This window comes from Rossellomorea aquimaris (genome assembly GCF_020171925.1).
GTDB lineage: Bacteria > Bacillota > Bacilli > Bacillales > Bacillaceae_B > Rossellomorea > Rossellomorea aquimaris_F.
The window spans coordinates 701,702-718,113 of record NZ_JAIVAR010000002.1 but is presented as its reverse complement, the minus strand read 5'-3'; the positions used below and the strand labels follow the sequence as shown (position 1 = coordinate 718,113).

16 protein-coding genes and 1 riboswitch are annotated in these 16,412 nt (G+C 45.7%); all 16 genes read right to left on the bottom strand.

What is annotated here, in order from left to right; all coding sequences use genetic code 11:
• Window positions 1-112: 112 nt before the first annotated feature.
• Entirely contained in the window at window positions 113-880 is a 768-nt protein-coding gene (yunB, locus tag LCM10_RS11105; RefSeq protein WP_224876326.1) for a sporulation protein YunB, read from the bottom strand.
• 58 nt (window positions 881-938) lie between these two features.
• Window positions 939-2,051, bottom strand: a complete 1,113-nt coding sequence (locus LCM10_RS11100) for an HD-GYP domain-containing protein (protein ID WP_224876325.1) — start codon at window positions 2,049-2,051, stop codon at window positions 939-941.
• 396 nt (window positions 2,052-2,447) lie between these two features.
• On the bottom strand, window positions 2,448-2,750 hold the full coding sequence (locus tag LCM10_RS11095; RefSeq protein WP_224876324.1) for a YunC family protein: 303 nt from the start codon (window positions 2,748-2,750) through the stop codon (window positions 2,448-2,450).
• A 57-nt stretch (window positions 2,751-2,807) separates the two neighbouring features.
• Complete coding sequence (locus LCM10_RS11090; protein WP_224876323.1) at window positions 2,808-4,166, bottom strand: bifunctional metallophosphatase/5'-nucleotidase; 1,359 nt, start codon at window positions 4,164-4,166, stop codon at window positions 2,808-2,810.
• Window positions 4,167-4,191: 25 nt separating this feature from the next.
• Complete coding sequence (locus LCM10_RS11085) at window positions 4,192-5,016, bottom strand: sulfite exporter TauE/SafE family protein (RefSeq protein WP_224876322.1); 825 nt, start codon at window positions 5,014-5,016, stop codon at window positions 4,192-4,194.
• A gap of 66 nt (window positions 5,017-5,082) precedes the next feature.
• Window positions 5,083-5,934, bottom strand: coding sequence for a DUF72 domain-containing protein (locus LCM10_RS11080; protein WP_224876321.1), 852 nt, complete (start codon window positions 5,932-5,934; stop codon window positions 5,083-5,085).
• A 412-nt stretch (window positions 5,935-6,346) separates the two neighbouring features.
• Window positions 6,347-7,744, bottom strand: coding sequence for a Fe-S cluster assembly protein SufB (gene sufB, locus LCM10_RS11075; RefSeq protein ID WP_175990449.1), 1,398 nt, complete (start codon window positions 7,742-7,744; stop codon window positions 6,347-6,349).
• A gap of 39 nt (window positions 7,745-7,783) precedes the next feature.
• The gene (gene sufU / locus LCM10_RS11070) at window positions 7,784-8,227 is read right to left on the bottom strand and encodes a Fe-S cluster assembly sulfur transfer protein SufU (RefSeq protein WP_175990448.1); all 444 of its coding nucleotides are present in this window, start codon (window positions 8,225-8,227) and stop codon (window positions 7,784-7,786) included.
• Entirely contained in the window at window positions 8,217-9,446 is a 1,230-nt protein-coding gene (locus tag LCM10_RS11065) for a cysteine desulfurase (protein ID WP_224876320.1), read from the bottom strand. Before LCM10_RS11065 ends, sufU begins: the two co-directional genes overlap by 11 nt.
• The gene (gene sufD / locus LCM10_RS11060) at window positions 9,446-10,756 is read right to left on the bottom strand and encodes a Fe-S cluster assembly protein SufD (protein ID WP_224876319.1); all 1,311 of its coding nucleotides are present in this window, start codon (window positions 10,754-10,756) and stop codon (window positions 9,446-9,448) included. The genes LCM10_RS11065 and sufD overlap by 1 nt, the downstream gene beginning before the upstream one ends.
• 17 nt (window positions 10,757-10,773) lie before the next feature.
• A complete protein-coding gene (gene sufC, locus LCM10_RS11055; RefSeq protein ID WP_032086502.1) occupies window positions 10,774-11,559 on the bottom strand; it encodes a Fe-S cluster assembly ATPase SufC in 786 nt (261 codons plus the stop codon).
• Window positions 11,560-12,375: 816 nt separating this feature from the next.
• Window positions 12,376-12,741: a carboxymuconolactone decarboxylase family protein gene (locus tag LCM10_RS11050; protein ID WP_224876318.1), complete on the bottom strand. Its 366-nt coding sequence runs from the start codon at window positions 12,739-12,741 to the stop codon at window positions 12,376-12,378.
• A gap of 124 nt (window positions 12,742-12,865) precedes the next feature.
• On the bottom strand, window positions 12,866-13,687 hold the full coding sequence (locus LCM10_RS11045) for a MetQ/NlpA family ABC transporter substrate-binding protein (protein WP_224876317.1): 822 nt from the start codon (window positions 13,685-13,687) through the stop codon (window positions 12,866-12,868).
• Between the two features lie 14 nt (window positions 13,688-13,701).
• Window positions 13,702-14,370: a methionine ABC transporter permease gene (locus LCM10_RS11040; protein WP_224876316.1), complete on the bottom strand. Its 669-nt coding sequence runs from the start codon at window positions 14,368-14,370 to the stop codon at window positions 13,702-13,704.
• Window positions 14,348-15,388 (bottom strand): methionine ABC transporter ATP-binding protein, encoded by a 1,041-nt coding sequence (locus LCM10_RS11035; protein ID WP_224876315.1) that lies wholly within the window; start codon window positions 15,386-15,388, stop codon window positions 14,348-14,350. The genes LCM10_RS11040 and LCM10_RS11035 overlap by 23 nt, the downstream gene beginning before the upstream one ends.
• 158 nt (window positions 15,389-15,546) lie before the next feature.
• Window positions 15,547-15,653: riboswitch (SAM riboswitch) on the bottom strand.
• Between the two features lie 107 nt (window positions 15,654-15,760).
• Window positions 15,761-16,114: a hypothetical protein gene (locus LCM10_RS11030; RefSeq protein ID WP_224876314.1), complete on the bottom strand. Its 354-nt coding sequence runs from the start codon at window positions 16,112-16,114 to the stop codon at window positions 15,761-15,763.
• Window positions 16,115-16,412: the final 298 nt, after the last annotated feature.

Here is a 16,412-nt window from a genome sequence, read left to right as displayed (position 1 = left end):
TTCTGCAAAGCATCCCTTTCCATGCGCCGTTGGTGAGCCTGACTCCATGACCCTGCAGAAGTCTTCGTTTGGCGTCCCAATCAACGACTGGAAGATCTCCTCATGAAACCAACTATTGATTCGTCGGCATTTCAATTGAAGGAGAGGGACCGTTTCCGCTGTTATTGAAGAATTGTGGTACATCAAGATGCACGGTATCCATCGCAATCAATACGTCCTGTTTGATGGTTTCCGTTTTTGTGGCAAACGGGATGATGATCTGGACGTTGACGGTCAGAGTGACATAGACCTTTACGAGTGCGTTGTTTATTCCGAACTCCTCTACGGTATGCTTGATATCCGAGCGCACGTCCCCGATTGAATGGAACCGGATCGGCACCTTTGGCCCCAAGTTCCCGAGCAAGGCGTTGTTCGTTGCCTGACCAAGCGGGACCGAGTACACGATGCCTTCGTCTGCCTTTGTCCCTTCTTCATCGATTTCCACATCCGTGATGTATTCCAGATTTTCGATATTCCCTTTTTCTGCTTCTTTCAGATAAAGCTGAACTAAATTAGTGATTTCCCCCTGGACCCTGTTGATGTTCTGTGTATTGAAGCTGAGAGAGACCACCTCCCCTTCTGCATTTTTCACCTCTTCTGTTATTTCCTCCAACTCAATCGAACCGGCTACCTTTTTATTGATTGCTTTATTGATGACCATCGTGCCGATTCTGCTTGTCTGTGTCTCTGCATAAGCAAGCAGGGTCGGCTTCAAGCCCAGGTTTATGATCCAAAGACCCGCTCCTGTTGAAAACATGAAGAATATGATGGTGATGATCATCACATAACGAAATGGCAGCGGTCCTCCTTTTCGGGGTTTATGGGTTTTGAACTTTGACAAAAAAATCCCCCCTTACAAGCTATTCTTATGCTCTCTAAGGAGGGTTTAACGCAAAAAATTATTTTATTTTACTGGTTTCAGGTTCATAATCCGGGTCGAAGCCGATGATGACTTTGTCGAGTTCATGCTTCATGTCCAATTCATAAGGAGAGGTAAGCATTTCCCCTTTGTCCTCCAGCACCCTGATGACCGGTCTTTCGGTCAGGCCTTTATTCTGATCGGTTACGATACCTTTTTTCCCATCATTCAGTTCCACCACCATCCCGTTTGGATAGATGGCGACCGAACGCCTGAATGCTTCGACCACATTCTTATCAAATAAAGTACCGGAACCTGCGAACAGGATTTCCAGTGCTTCATGAGGCAGCATCGCTTTCCGGTATACCCGGTTGGATGTCATGGCATCGAAGACATCCGCCACAGCAATGATCTTGGCAAATGGATGGATGTCATCCCCCTTCAAACCGCGTGGATAGCCTGATCCGTCCAGCCTTTCATGGTGCTGATAGGCACAGTGGGCAACCATGAGGGATACCGATTGTAGCTTCCGAAGGATATCAAAACCATGCTCTGTATGTTTCTGTACTTCCTCGAACTCCTCTTCCGTCAACTTACCGGGCTTCATGAGGATTTCTTCCGATACAAGCATTTTACCAACATCATGGAGAATCGCACCAATGCCGAGCTCTTCCAGCTGCCGAGGGGATAACCTCAGCTCAATCCCGATCGAAAGGGTATAGAGAGTCACGTTGAATGAATGATGAAAAACATACGAATCGTAGGTAAATACATCCGTCAATACCGTGAGCAGGTCGTCATTCCCTTTGATTTCTTTCAACACGACATCAATGATACTCTTCAGCTGCCTGGCACTGTCTTCGAGGACGACCAGATTTTTGGGTACTTTTGTTTCATCGATGCGCCTGAATACAGCTTCGATTCCTGTAACAGCTTCCTGCCTGACCCTGGTTGGAACAGTCTCAGTCGCCATGATGCCTGCCGAAAGGGAATCTTCAATATAGACATACTGAATATTCAGCTCTTGGAGTCTGTAAATCATCCGGTCAGTAATGGCAACATTCCTCTGGATCAGCGCATTGCCCCTTACGTTATATACGGTTGTCGCCATAACCATTCCAGGCCTTAAAGCCCTAGTTGATATCAGCCTCATAGAATTCTCCTATGTATTTCTTTCACATTTCGACATATTTTACTAGTACCTCCATTATAATGGATAAAAAGTCGGTTGCAAGCTGATTTCAAGCAAAAAAATGTAAATATTCACGAAAGAATATTTACAAACGCCTTGAAGTATGGATGTATATGCAAGATGGCCCTTTGGCTGGTACTGCTCCGTTAAACGGACTCAATAACCAATTAAGACCGATTCCGTGCAGAACGCCGCTTCCTGAGGACAATTGGGTTGCCTCCACACGTGCTCGGTGGGACCCTGCTTCATTCTCTTCCAAAAGCACTTATTCTTTAATCCACCACGAGTCGGATAGGGTCACTTTCACAACATAAAAAAGCCTCCATGCACAATGTGCACAGAGGCTCGGGGTCTTTCCTATAGCATTTTCAGCAATGCATCCCGACCGATCATCCCTGGGCTGATCCCCCGGTTCACAGCTTCGAATGTCACTGATTCAAGCGGGGCATCCAAGAGCTGGTCGATTGTTTTCACTCCCACTGCTCTTCCTGCGATGATCCCTCTGTCACTCAACTTTTCATTCAGTAAAGCAACATCCAGGGCACCGCACATGATATATCCTTTATCGCTCGTCACAACGAGCAGGTTGGTTTTCGGCAACTCAACGGAAATAGCAAGGAAGGTATGTCCTTCAATTGAAATTGGGGATAGATTCATCATTCCTCATCGCTCCTCTCATCTCATATGTATGAAGATGATGGAGAAACGGTGAAACATTCACTCACCCAATTTCGAAGCAAGGACATCCCTCAGGAACTCCGGCATGAAGTATTTCTTCTCCAGCCTCTGAAGGTCGGGGAAGAAGTGCCCGAATGTGAACATATCAGGGATGGCAAGCTTATAAGTCTGTTTCGGATCGATCGGTTCCCCTTTAATGGAGATCCTTTGTTTGTTTCCCTCGAAGGCAATGTCCGAATAGACGAACTCACCCATGATTTTCCCCCTGAAGCCAAGGCCCTTCAATTGAAGATGCGGCCATTCTTCATTAAAGGTTTGTTTGATGATTTCTTTCAATTCAGCCCCGGAAAGTTCAATCAAGCACGGGTTGATCGGATGCGGAAGGATGCGGTGAAGGTCGTGTTTCGTGACTACCCCTTCCTTCAACCCTTCCACAAGGAGTCCGGCATTCAGAAAGGAACAATCTGCATTGCACCACTCCTTCAATGCATCGCATAAAAGCTGTGGAAGCGGCGATGGCTTGAACCATTCTGCCTCGAGAGGTGACGGTAGATTTGCTACCTCGATACTCAACAATCGTTCCCCTTCCTTAAACCATTTCAAGCGCTCTTGTTCCTCCTGCTTTGACTCCGGCAATTCATCGTGCGCATACAATTGCGCTTTTTTAGCCACAACCTTCTTCGTCGCGGGATTTACCTCTAACCTCATATGACCGACAAAGTTTCCGTATTTCCCGGCAGCACCAAGCATGACGCCATTGATCTCTTTTCCCTCATGAAGGATATGGTGTGTATGGGCTCCGAGGACGGCATCAATTTCAGGGAAAGACTCTGCAATGAATTCATCGTCCCTTATTCCCAAGTGGGATAAGAGCACCAGAACGTCTGCTTCATTCTTCAGTTGTTGTACCTGCTTTTTCAACTCAACAAGGGGATCGGTGATGTTCCAACCCAGCGCACGGTAAAACGGCGAGAAATACGCGGTCAGGCCGAGCACAGCGACTTTCACGCCCGACTTTGTTTCATACATGTGATGCGTCTTAAGCCACCGTGGTACCTTTCTTTCCTTGTTGAGAAGATTCCCGACAATGACATCGAATCGGGCGTCCTCATACAGCGTATCCAGGTCATCATAATCCAATGTGATGCCTTCATTATTCCCGATCGTGACGGCATCATAGCCCGCTTCATTCAACAAGCGCACATTTCCTTGCCCCAATGTCGCTTCCGTGAAAGGATGCCACCGGTCCACATGGTCACCGATGTCGAAGAGATATACATCCTCCCCCGCTCCCCTATGCCATGCTTTCCTTTTTTGCAGGAAATCGCGGATCCTCGACCAATGTTCCAAATGACTATGAAGATCGTTTGTGTGATAGATATGAATGGTTTCGTTCATTGTATTCTCACTCTCCCAATGGAGGTTATCCTGTTATGCTTTGGTAAATCAAACGTATTCCTATTAAAATCAAGATGATTCGCAGCACGCTTACAAGTGCTTTCGATTCGAGCTTCGTATTTAAGAATGATCCCAGTTTTGCCCCGAACCAGGCACCGGGAATCAGTGCAAGAGCATACAACCACTTCACATTCCCAAGGAACACATGGGTCCCCGAACTGACAAGTGCGGATAGAAACACCATGAACATGGAAGTTGCTACCGCTACATGAGGAGGGAACAGGAAGATCAGAATCATGGCCGGTACCATCAGCGATCCGCCCCCGATTCCAAATAAGCCCGATGTGAAGCCAACAACAAGCGCAATCAGTGCACCTACGAGAGGGGGATAGCCATATTGAAACGTTTCCCCGCTCGGGTCGGTGAATTCCCGTTGAAACGAAGCCGTCTTGAACTTTTCAATCGGCTTCAGCTTATTCCTTACCATCAGGATGATCGCCATGACAATCATAAAGATACCAAAATAAAGATTGAAGTCTTCCATATTCAAGTATTTATTCACCCAGGCACCGATGATCGAACCTGGTCCTGCACCTGCAAAGAAAATCAGTCCGCTTTTATAATCGACGGTCTTATGCTTTAAATAGGAAAGCGTCGACGACAATCCGGTAAAGATCATGACCATTAATGATGTACCGACTGCCGTTTGAGGGGTTATATTTTCAAGCCAGCTTGTATATGTACCAAAATAAATCAGTGCCGGAACGACGATGACCCCTCCGCCGAGCCCGACAAGAGAGCCGACTGTCCCGGCAAATAATCCGATGCAGATCAATACGATCCATTCCACTATACTCATCTCCCGTTCTACATGAAGCGATGGTGCTCCTTTACGATATCCCGCCGCTTCATTTATCTATTCTTGAAATAGATCGAGCTGTTTAGGCGCAAGACCTTCAAACTTTAGCTCAAGCATCTCGATCAGCATTTTCGCATTATGTGCCGCGTCTCCGCCAGAGTTATTATTAAAAAGGATGTATACATCCTTCGACTCTTGATGGAGCTTGTGGATATGTGGGATCCACTCTTGTAATTCCGCCGTGTTATAACGGTATAAATAACGGACTTCACGCCACTCATCACCATTGCCGTTTCGATTCCAACCGTAGACATTGCGGCCGTGGAAGCGGATGAGCGTCGCGCCTTCATGGGTGGATTCCACCACTCTCGGGATCGAGCCTTCCCCTGCCTGAGGTTCATCACAGACGCTGTGGATCCAGCCTTGATCTTTCATGAATTCAAGTGTCTTATCCTTGAATTTTGGGCTGTACCAGCTCTGATGACGGAACTCAAGCGCTACCGGCAAATCGTCCAGCTGCTCCTTGCAGTATCGAATATAAGCAACATTGTCTCTTGTACAATCGAACCAGGGCGGGAACTGCAAAAGGACCATCGCCAGCTTATCGTCTTTTAAGTATGGGGAGAGCGAATCCTTGAATGCACGGAACATCTCCTCTTTCGTCTCAAAGGGAATATCTCCCCTCTGATGCCCGGTCATCCCTTGGTAGGCTTTCACGATGAACCGAAAATCCTCCGGTGTATCCTTTACCCACTTCTCCGCATTTCGAGTCGGCTGGACAGCATAAAAACTCGCATCCACTTCCACAATCGGAAAATGGGCACCATATTCCTTCAATTTGTCGCGGGGAGACACATTCTCATAAAGGGAATCATGATCTCCCCATCCCGTCACACCTATATAAATCATCCGTATTCACCTTCTTTTGGTTTGATGATGAACTTCTTATGGTTTGCTTTTCATTTTATCACAAGTCATGCCGGGAATCGTAATGATTGGTGTCTTGGAATAGCAAATATGATGATGGTTGTGTTCGGATTGCGAGGTGATGTGTAGTGTGGCTCAGGCTTGGAGGCTGGTACCTGATTGAGGAAGCATTTATGTGCGAAATTTTCAGGATAAGTGCGAAATACCCTGTTTATGTGCGAATTTTTTCATATATGTGCGAAATTCTGATTTTAAGTGCGAAATCCACGATCTATGTGCGACCTACCGAAAAATCGACATTATTCGATTCCCTCTCCACTCCCCCTACATCAAATAAAACAAACCCCTCTAACCGCAGACCAGCGCGGCTAAAGGGGTTAAATATCTTTATTGATTATCCAATCGAACCTTCCATTTCGAACTTGATCAGGCGGTTCATTTCAACTGCGTATTCCATAGGAAGTTCTTTCGTGAATGGCTCGATGAAGCCCATTACGATCATTTCTGTTGCTTCTTCCTCTGAAATTCCGCGGCTCATCAGATAGAATAATTGTTCCTCTGATACCTTCGATACTTTCGCTTCGTGCTCAAGCGAGATGTTATCGTTCAGGATTTCGTTGTAAGGAATCGTATCGGAAGTGGACTGATTATCCATGATCAGCGTATCACACTCGATGTTTGAGCGTGCACCTTCCGCTTTGCGTCCGAAGTGGACGATTCCACGGTACGTTACTTTACCGCCGTGCTTGGAAATCGACTTCGACACGATCGTTGAAGACGTGTTCGGTGCCAAGTGAATCATCTTGGCTCCTGCATCCTGGTGCTGACCCTTACCTGCAAGTGCGATGGAAAGTGTCATACCGCGCGCGCCTTCTCCTTTAAGGATGACAGCCGGATATTTCATCGTCAATTTAGATCCGATGTTTCCGTCTACCCATTCCATTGTAGCGTTCGCTTCACACACCGCACGCTTCGTTACCAGGTTGAATACATTGTTCGCCCAGTTTTGAATCGTCGTGTAACGGCAGTACGCGTCTTTCTTGATGATGATTTCAACAACCGCCGAGTGAAGGGAATTCGTTGTGTAGACAGGTGCCGTACAACCTTCTACATAGTGTACGCTTGCGCCTTCGTCAACGATGATCAATGTACGCTCGAATTGACCCATGTTTTCGGAGTTGATACGGAAGTACGCTTGAAGTGGCGTATCCACCTTCACACCTTTAGGGACATAGATGAACGATCCGCCAGACCATACCGCTGAGTTCAGTGCAGCAAATTTGTTATCCGTCGGTGGGATGACCTTTGCCCAGTGTTCACGGAAGATGTCTTCGTTTTCCTTAAGGGCGGAATCCGTATCCTTGAAGACAATTCCCATGTTCTCAAGGTCTTCCTGCATGTTGTGGTAAACAACCTCGGACTCGTACTGAGCCGATACCCCGGCAAGATATTTTTGCTCAGCTTCAGGAATACCCAATTTATCAAACGTCTGCTTGATTTCTTCAGGTACTTCATCCCAGCTGCGCTCTGACTTCTCGGATGGCTTTACGTAGTACGTAATATCATCGAAGTTCAGTTCTTGTAAGTCTCCACCCCATTGAGGCATTGACATATTATAAAAATGGTCAAGTGACTTCAAACGGAAATCAAGCATCCATTGAGGCTCTTCCTTCATACGTGAGATTTCTTCTACGATCTCACGTGTTAAACCACGTTTTGAACGGAAAATCGATACGTCTTTATCACTAAATCCGTATTTATAATCCCCGATCTCAGGCATCTTCTTTGCCATGTTGATTCCTCCATTCTTTGATAGAGTCGGGAGAAGAGCTTATTCTTCCTGCTCTTCCCCTTTCACTCCTTTTTCCATCGCTTTCCACGCCAACGTCGCACATTTAATGCGGGCAGGGAATTTCGCGACTCCCTGAAGTGCTTCAATATCTCCTAAATCCACATCTTCATCGTATTCGTTTCCTTGCATCATATCAGAAAAAATCTTCGAAAGCTTTAGCGCTTCATCGATTTCTTTACCTTTTACAATTTGTGTCATCATGGATGCTGATGCCATCGAGATCGAACATCCTTCGCCATCGAACTTGGCATCCTGAACGACACCGTCTTCCACTTTCAATGTAAGGTGGATGCGGTCGCCACAGGTCGGATTATTCATATCGATCGTAAAGCTTCCATCTTCCAAAGACCCTTTGTTACGTGGGTTTTTGTAGTGATCCATAATGACCTGACGGTACAGCTGATCTAAGTTATTAAAAGACATCGCTGAAAAACTCCTTTGTCTTCACTAGGCCTTCAACAAGTTTATCAATATCTTCCTCTGTATTGTACAGGTAGAAGCTGGCACGTGCAGTTGCCGAAACATCCAGCCATTTCATCAGCGGCTGTGCACAGTGGTGACCGGCACGGACCGCGATTCCTTCTGCATCGAGTACGGTCGCCACATCATGAGGATGGACATCATCGATATTAAAAGTGACGAGCCCGGCACGTTGACCTGGATCTTTCGGACCGTAAATCGTCATGCCCTCGACTTCACTCATCTTATCGAGTGCATAGGCAGCAAGCTTATGCTCATATGCCTCGATCTTATCCAAGCCGATTTCTTCGAGGAAATCGATTGCTGCACCCAGACCGATCGCACCCGCGATGATTGGCGTGCCGCCTTCGAACTTCCAAGGAAGCTCTTTCCAGGTCGATTCCTGAAGCCCGACAAAGTCGATCATTTCTCCACCGAACTCAATCGGCTCCATCTTCTTCAGATGCTTTTTCTTCCCATAAAGAACACCAATCCCGGTAGGACCGACCATTTTATGACCAGAGAAAGCGAAGAAGTCACAGTCAAGATCCTCGACGTCAATCTTCATATGGGGTGCAGCCTGCGCCCCGTCCACGACCATGACAGCGCCATGATCATGAGCGATCTTCGTGATTTCCTTGATCGGATTCATCGTACCGAGTACGTTCGATACCATCATGATGGAAACGATCTTCGTTTGGTCTGTAACGGTTTCTTTCACATCTTCGAGTGTGATCGTCCCGTCTTCTTGCAGTGGGACATATTTCAAGACGGCTCCCGTTTCCTTGGCAAGTTGCTGCCAAGGAATGATGTTGCTGTGGTGCTCCATATGAGTGATGACGATTTCGTCGCCTTCACTCAAATTGGCACGACCATAGCTTGCCGCCACTGTATTGATTGCCGTCGTCGTCCCGCGTGTGAAGATGATTTCTTGAGTGGACGAAGCGTTGATGAATTTACGGACCTTTTCACGGGCTCCTTCATATCCATCCGTCGCCCTTGTCCCAAGGGTATGCACCCCGCGGTGAACATTGGAATTATAGCCGCGATAGTAATCGTTGATTGCTTCGATCACTTGCACTGGCTTTTGTGATGTTGCTGCACTATCTAAATAAACGAGTGGATGGCCGTTTACTTTCTGATCGAGAATCGGAAAATGTTTACGAATCTCTTTTACATCCATTAGTTTACTTTCCTTTCAATTACCTCGACAAGCTGCTTCTTAACTCCTTCGATCGGAAGTTGGTTTACCACTGGAGCAAGGAAACCATGGATAACAAGACGTTCCGCTTCCTTTTGAGGAATTCCGCGGCTCATCAAGTAGTAAAGTTGTAGCGGATCGACGCGTCCGACTGACGCTGCGTGACCTGCCGTTACATCATCTTCATCGATCAGAAGGATCGGGTTCGCATCTCCGCGAGCTTTTTCGCTCAGCATCAATACGCGAGATTCCTGTTCTGCATTCGATTTGGATGCACCATGCTCGATTTTACCGATTCCGTTGAAGATGGAAGAAGCTTCGTCCTTCATGACGCCGTGCTTAAGGATGTAACCTTCGGAGTTTTTACCGTAGTGAACAACCTTTGTCGTGAAGTTTTGCTTCTGCTTGCCTCTGCCGACGACAACCGTTTTTGTGTCACCATAAGAACCGTCACCCATCAGGTTCGTTACGTTTTCAGAAACAGTGTCTCCATCATTCATAAGGCCAAGCGCCCATTCAATGCGCGCGTCCCTTGCTGCAACACCGCGGCGGTTCACGTAAGTCGTCAAGCCGCTTGCAAGGTTATCTACAGCACCGTAAGCCACTTTTGCATTGTTGTTCGCAACCACTTCAGTCACGATATTGTATACGCCGTCCTCAACGTCCGTCGTAGAAATATAGTTTTCAACATATGTCACAGAGCTGTTGTCTTCTGCTACAACCAACACGTGGTTGAACATCGCCACGTCAGCGTTGTCGTGAACATACACTGCTTGAATCGGATCAGCAAGCTCAACATTCTTCGGAATGTAAAGGAACGCCCCACCGTTCATCAACGCTGCATGAAGGGCAGTCAGCTTGTGCTCATCCGTTTTCACGCCTTCTGTCATGAAATACTTTTGAACAAGTTCGCTGTGTTCTTTTGCCGCTGTGAAGATATCTGTGAAAATGACACCCTTTTCCTTTAATTCATTGGATAATGAAAGAAAAGCAGGTGTATTGTTTCTTTGGATATATAAGCTTTGATCTTTGCTTTCTAAGTCAACTAGTGCTTTTGCTTCTTCTGGCAGCTCATTCAATGATGAGAACGAATCACTTTCCACGGAATGCTTCTTGAAAGAAGTGAAATTCCAGTTCGTGATTTTCGTCTTATCTGCAACCGGAAGGCTAAGATCCTTCATTTTATTGAAGGCATCCGTCCGAAGGGTTGTTAACCATTCTGGCTCTCCAAGCTGCTTTGAGTAGGAGCTGACATAGTCCTGATCTACTGATAGTTTCGTTTCTACAGTCATTATTATCCCCCTAACACTTACGCTTCTTGGCCAACAGTTTCGTCTTTGATTCCGAGCTCTTCCTTGATCCAATCGTAACCTTCCGCCTCAAGACGCTGAGCGAGTTCCGCACCGCCTGATTTCACGACACGACCTTGCATCATTACGTGAACGTGGTCAGGAGTGATGTAGTTAAGAAGGCGTTGGTAGTGAGTGATGATCAAGCAACCGAAATCTTCTCCGCGCATCTTGTTGATTCCTTTTGATACAACCTTAAGAGCATCGATATCCAGACCTGAATCGATTTCATCAAGGATGGCGATCTTCGGTTGAAGCATCATCAACTGTAGGATCTCATTACGTTTCTTCTCACCGCCAGAGAAACCTTCATTCAGGTAACGCTGTGCCATATCCGGATCCATTTCAAGGTATTCCATTTCAGAATCCATCTTACGGATGAACTTCATCAGTGAAATCTCATCGCCTTCTTCGCGACGGCTGTTGATTGCTGAACGCAAGAAGTCTGCATTTGTCACACCGCTGATCTCACTTGGGTACTGCATTGCAAGGAATAGACCAACGCGTGCACGCTCATCCACTTCCATTTCAAGTACGTCTTCACCGTCGAACGTGATGCTTCCTTTTGTTACTTCATACTTCGGGTGACCCATGATTGCAGAAGATAAAGTTGATTTACCTGTACCATTTGGTCCCATTACTGCGTGGATTTCTCCACCTTTAATCTCAAGGTTAACCCCTTTCAGGATTTCCTTTCCTTCAATCTCAACATGAAGATCTTTAATCGTTAACGTAGAACCTGCCATGTGTATATACCTCCGTGACTTTATAAAATGAATGTAGGAATAGCTTCCTTTGATCATTCTCAATTTATTATCATTACAATCTTATAACAAATAAAAGGTATTATCAACTTTTTCAGAACCAGCTTCCATGCGTTCCTGACATGTAAATACCCCTCTATTGTTTGCTGAAATCAGGAGAAAAATGTAGTGTCCTCCATTGTAGGAGCCAATCCTTGCTTCCGGCTATATAAATAGGAAGAAATTGCTTGTCCATTTGTCCTGTTCATGAAAAAAACCAGTGTTTCGTCAACACTGGTTTCTCTTTACCCTTATTATATATTAGCATGCACTTTCCTATCAAGTGCCGCAATCATTCTTCGGCTTTCTTTATAATCCTGCTCTCTTTGTTTTTCTACTTGCATCCTTACGTCATGCTTTCGTTTGTACACCTCGTATCCGATTCCATGGGCACTATGCATCGCTTTTTCCATTTCACTTGTGTACGTCAAACCCTCAAGAGAGTCGATAATGAATCATTCCTTTCCATTTTTTCATTTCATTTATAACTATACTACCCCCTCGTTCAGGTGACAAAACCTGAATTCCTTCATTTTTAATGAAAAAAAGATGGCAGAAGATTTCCGCAGAGGGGTAATGTTAAGTTTTCACAAAATTCCGGCATTATACTTGCAAATAATAGGTAAGTTAGTAATTATCCAAAGAATTGTATAAAGATTTGATGGTTCATTCACACTCTGCTACCCGCGGGCGATCGTGAACCTCCCTGAAATGAACTGAAAAACGGAAGGGGCGTGACATGCCCCTTCCGTTTTCACTTTATTGCTTCAGTTGACTGAGTTCCTGTACCGATTGCTGGACCAGTGTGACGGCCTGGCTCATGGCTGCCCCTCCGCCGAATGCCGCGGTTACACCGATGGCTTCGAGGATTTCCTGTTCCGAGCATCCTTCATCCAGGCACCCTTTTGTATGGTAGATGATGCAATATTCATCTTGGGAATAGAGACTGATTCCAAGGGCGATGAGCTGTTTATCTTTTTTAGAAAGGACTCCTTCCCTGAAACAGTGCTCTGTGAATGTATTATAGTGTTGTGCAAGTTCAGGCATTTTCTCGGTGAAAATCCCCAGACCCATCTTATAATCATGAAGTGCCGCTTCGGTCATGTTTCTTGGTTCCATTTGCATCCTGTTCAACTCCATTTTCGATTTAGATTCATCGAAAATAGTATGAGCCAATAGGCAATGGTTTATGTCCGGAATTTAAACGCAAAAGAAACCCGATTGCAGCATCGGGTTTCTTCGTTTACGATTATTCTGAAACAGGAACCACTGCTCCGTCCCATTCTTCATTGATGAAGTCCTGGATTTCCTTTGAACGTAAAGCTTTCACCAGTTCTTTCACTTCTTCTTTGTTTTCATCACCTTTATTGACCGTGATTACATTCACGTAAGGAGAATCAGTATCTTCGATTGCGATTGAATCTTCAAGAGGTTTCAGCCCGGCATCAATCGCATAGTTGGAGTTGATCACCACAGCGTCCCCTTCTTCATTTTCATACATTTGTGGAAGCATGCCCGCTTCATACTCATAGTCAAACTTCAGGTTTCTTGGATTTTCTTTAATATCTTCAATCTGTGCCTGTGTATTTTTGACACCATCTTTCAACGTGATGAGGCCTTTCTTCTCCAATAGGCTGAGGATACGGCCATGGTCGGAAACAGAGTTACTCATCAAGATGGTCGCACCTTCCGGAAGATCCTCAAGGGATTTATATTTCTTGGAATAAACACCGATCGGCTCGATATGGATGCCGCCCGCATTGACGAAATCATACTCATTTTCCTTCATTTGAAGGTCCATATAAGGAATCGTTTGGAAATAGTTCGCATCGATGTCGCCGTTATCCAGATCCTTGTTTGGAAGGATATAATCTTGATACGTTTCAATCTTTAAGTCGATCCCCTTTTCTTCAAGGATCGGTTTCACTTGTTCAAGGATTTCAGCGTGAGGTACATTCGATGCACCGACAACCAATTCCTTTTCATCGCTTCCCGCTCCTGAATCGTTTCCACAAGCGGCCAATCCGAAAATACTTGCTGCTGCTACTGCTCCTACTAACCATTTTTTCATGTTGTTCTCTCCTTTTATCGTTTGTCCAATTTTTTTGTAAAGAAATCACCTATGAACTGAATCAGGAAGACGACCACGAGGATCATGATGGTCGCTGCCAGCGTCACATCTTCCCGGCTCCGCTGGAAACCATCCAGATATGCCAGGTTCCCAAGGCCTCCTGCACCGATCACTCCCGCCATTGCGGTATAGCCGACAAGTGCAATTGCGGTGACCGTTATTCCCGATATCAATGCCGGCATTGATTCAGGCAGGAGTACTTTCAGGATGATTGTACTCGTTTTCGCCCCCATAGCCTTTGCTGCTTCGATGACACCTTTATTGACTTCCCTCAAGGCAATCTCGACCATCCTTGCATAAAAAGGCGCTGCTCCGATGATCAATGCCGGTAACGCTGCGTTCGCCCCGCGGATGGTATCGAGCAGAAACTTGGTGAATGGGATCAACAAGACAATCAGGATGATGAATGGAATGGATCTGAACACGTTCACAACGGAGCTTGTCACTGTATAAGTGAGCTTGCTTTCCCATAGATTCTCTTTTGACGTCAAAAATAAAATGATTCCAAGAATGATCCCTAACACGAACGTGATTGCAACCGACATGCCTGTCATGTAAAGGGTTTCCAATGTGGCTTCCCACAGCTTTGCCCAATCGACATTAGGAAATAGCGTTTCGATCATCTTCCATCACCTCCACCTTCACACGCTGACTTTCTGCATACTGGAGGGCCTCACGGATCACGGTTTCCTCACCGTCTAAATGAACGAACAGCGTGCCGTATGCACCTTTTTGTGTTTGTGATATCTGTCCTTGCAGGATGTTCACTTCAAGGTCGAACTTCCTGATCAGTGACGTAATCAACGGGTGCCCCGTCGATTCCCCAACGAACGTAAACTTCAGTACCTTGCCTGTCGGATAATCGTTTAGGAGTGCCTCCATCGCTTCTTCTGAATCGTGTTCCTGCGATACCTCTTTGACGAATCGCTTTGTGACCTGTTGCTGAGGATTGCGGAACACTTCAAGAACATCCCCCAGCTCGGCGACTTTACCCTCTTCCATCACTGCCACCCGGTGACAAATTTTCTGGATGACATGCATTTCATGCGTGATCAGGACGATTGTGAGGCCGAGGCGTTTATTGATATCAACCAGCAAATCCAGGATCGAATCCGTTGTTTGCGGGTCGAGCGCAGACGTAGCCTCGTCACAGAGAAGCACACTCGGATCATTGGCGAGTGCACGCGCAATGCCGACGCGCTGCTTTTGTCCACCGCTCAATTGTGAAGGATAGGAATCCCCCCTTCCCTCCAGTCCTACAAGGGAAAGCAGTTCATTCGCTTTTCTCATCCTTTCTTTCTTCGGAACCCCCACTATTTCCAGGGGGAATTGGATATTTTCAAGGACGGTCCGTGACCAGAGCAGATTGAAATGCTGAAAGATCATGCCGATTGATTGTCGTGCTTCGCGCAGCTTCTTACCTTTGATGCTTGAAACAAGCTGTCCATTCACGTCGACGGTTCCTTCCGTGGGAACTTCCAGTCCGTTCAGCATCCGGATCAACGTACTCTTCCCTGCACCACTATAGCCGATGACCCCGAAAATTTCGCGTTCCTTGATGGTAAGATCTACCCCATCAACGGCGGCAATCGGACCTCGCTTTGATTGATAGATTTTCTTTACATCTGAGATCGTTATCATGTTGTCAGCCACCTTCTTTCTCTGTGTAGTAAAACGATCGTTTTAATGAGGATTAAAGATTGACTTCGCTCTTTCCTGAAGGGGAAGAACATTTCCCGAAAATACAAAAAAGCCTTTCCGCAGATAAGCAGAAAGGCATAATCGGAAGACTATCCTTCCTCTTATCTTTCAAAGCATACGCTTTGAGTGAATTGGCACCATTTCAATTTGCATTGACGGTTGCCGGGCTTCATAGGGCACGTCCCTCCACCTCTCTTAATAAGAGTAAGTCATCTATTTAATTTATGATTTAAAAATCTCAGAAAATTTGCTACAGATGTGATTCTATCACCGCAGATATGGAGTGTCAATTACTTTTTTGAAAAAGTTTTGTTATAATTCCACTGGTTCCTTCGTTGCCTGCCTTGTCAGCCATAGCACCGACTCGACAAATAATAATGGGCGATAGCCTCCCTTAACTGACAACTGTCCAGAGTCAATCTTCCTCGATAAGAGATCCTCTCCCCTGACAAGACTGGTGATTTCCTCCTCGGATCCTTCTATGATGAATTCGGGCTGAGCTAGGCAATCTACGTTCTCGATCATGCATCCATTGACTGAAAGGGAAATCGTGTAGGTCTCCCCGTTACACACGACCTGAAGAATGAAAGGTTCGGACGGAAATAACGACTGCAGATGGTACTTTGTGTGGCACCGCTCAATGAATTTCTCGAATAACATTTTCATAAAATACCCTCCCCGAATCTTCTATATATACTAAATTCCACTTATAGGTATTTTATCCTTTTATTCTCTATCGACATTATTTCGAGACAGATTCAGACTTATGTCGAATGATATGGTAATCGGTTTCCAGAAGATAAATATCGACTTTTTTCTGCTTTCATTTCCCGAGAAATATGTCCTTGTTTGTAGAAAGTTTATCACCTTATATTTGGAATTCCCGATGAACATCCTAGGGAATTGCAATAAAAAAAGACCCTTATTCGCTTAACGGGTTCGGTTTTGGAGTACAAAATGTAAA

Bases quoted from the DNA above. Each gene is read 5' to 3' on its own strand.
- LCM10_RS11065 (WP_224876320.1), bottom strand. From the start codon at position 9,446: ATGGATGTAAAAGAGATTCGTAAACATTTTCCGATTCTCGATCAGAAA.
- LCM10_RS11030 (WP_224876314.1), bottom strand. From the start codon at position 16,114: ATGAAAATGTTATTCGAGAAATTCATTGAGCGGTGCCACACAAAGTAC.
- sufB (WP_175990449.1), bottom strand. From the start codon at position 7,744: ATGGCAAAGAAGATGCCTGAGATCGGGGATTATAAATACGGATTTAGT.
- LCM10_RS11080 (WP_224876321.1), bottom strand. From the start codon at position 5,934: ATGATTTATATAGGTGTGACGGGATGGGGAGATCATGATTCCCTTTAT.
- sufU (WP_175990448.1), bottom strand. From the start codon at position 8,227: ATGTCTTTTAATAACTTAGATCAGCTGTACCGTCAGGTCATTATGGAT.
- LCM10_RS11040 (WP_224876316.1), bottom strand. From the start codon at position 14,370: ATGATCGAAACGCTATTTCCTAATGTCGATTGGGCAAAGCTGTGGGAA.
- LCM10_RS11095 (WP_224876324.1), bottom strand. From the start codon at position 2,750: ATGATGAATCTATCCCCAATTTCAATTGAAGGACATACCTTCCTTGCT.
- LCM10_RS11045 (WP_224876317.1), bottom strand. From the start codon at position 13,687: ATGAAAAAATGGTTAGTAGGAGCAGTAGCAGCAGCAAGTATTTTCGGA.
- sufD (WP_224876319.1), bottom strand. From the start codon at position 10,756: ATGACTGTAGAAACGAAACTATCAGTAGATCAGGACTATGTCAGCTCC.
- LCM10_RS11035 (WP_224876315.1), bottom strand. From the start codon at position 15,388: ATGATAACGATCTCAGATGTAAAGAAAATCTATCAATCAAAGCGAGGT.
- LCM10_RS11090 (WP_224876323.1), bottom strand. From the start codon at position 4,166: ATGAACGAAACCATTCATATCTATCACACAAACGATCTTCATAGTCAT.
- LCM10_RS11050 (WP_224876318.1), bottom strand. From the start codon at position 12,741: ATGCAAATGGAACCAAGAAACATGACCGAAGCGGCACTTCATGATTAT.
- sufC (WP_032086502.1), bottom strand. From the start codon at position 11,559: ATGGCAGGTTCTACGTTAACGATTAAAGATCTTCATGTTGAGATTGAA.
- LCM10_RS11100 (WP_224876325.1), bottom strand. From the start codon at position 2,051: ATGAGGCTGATATCAACTAGGGCTTTAAGGCCTGGAATGGTTATGGCG.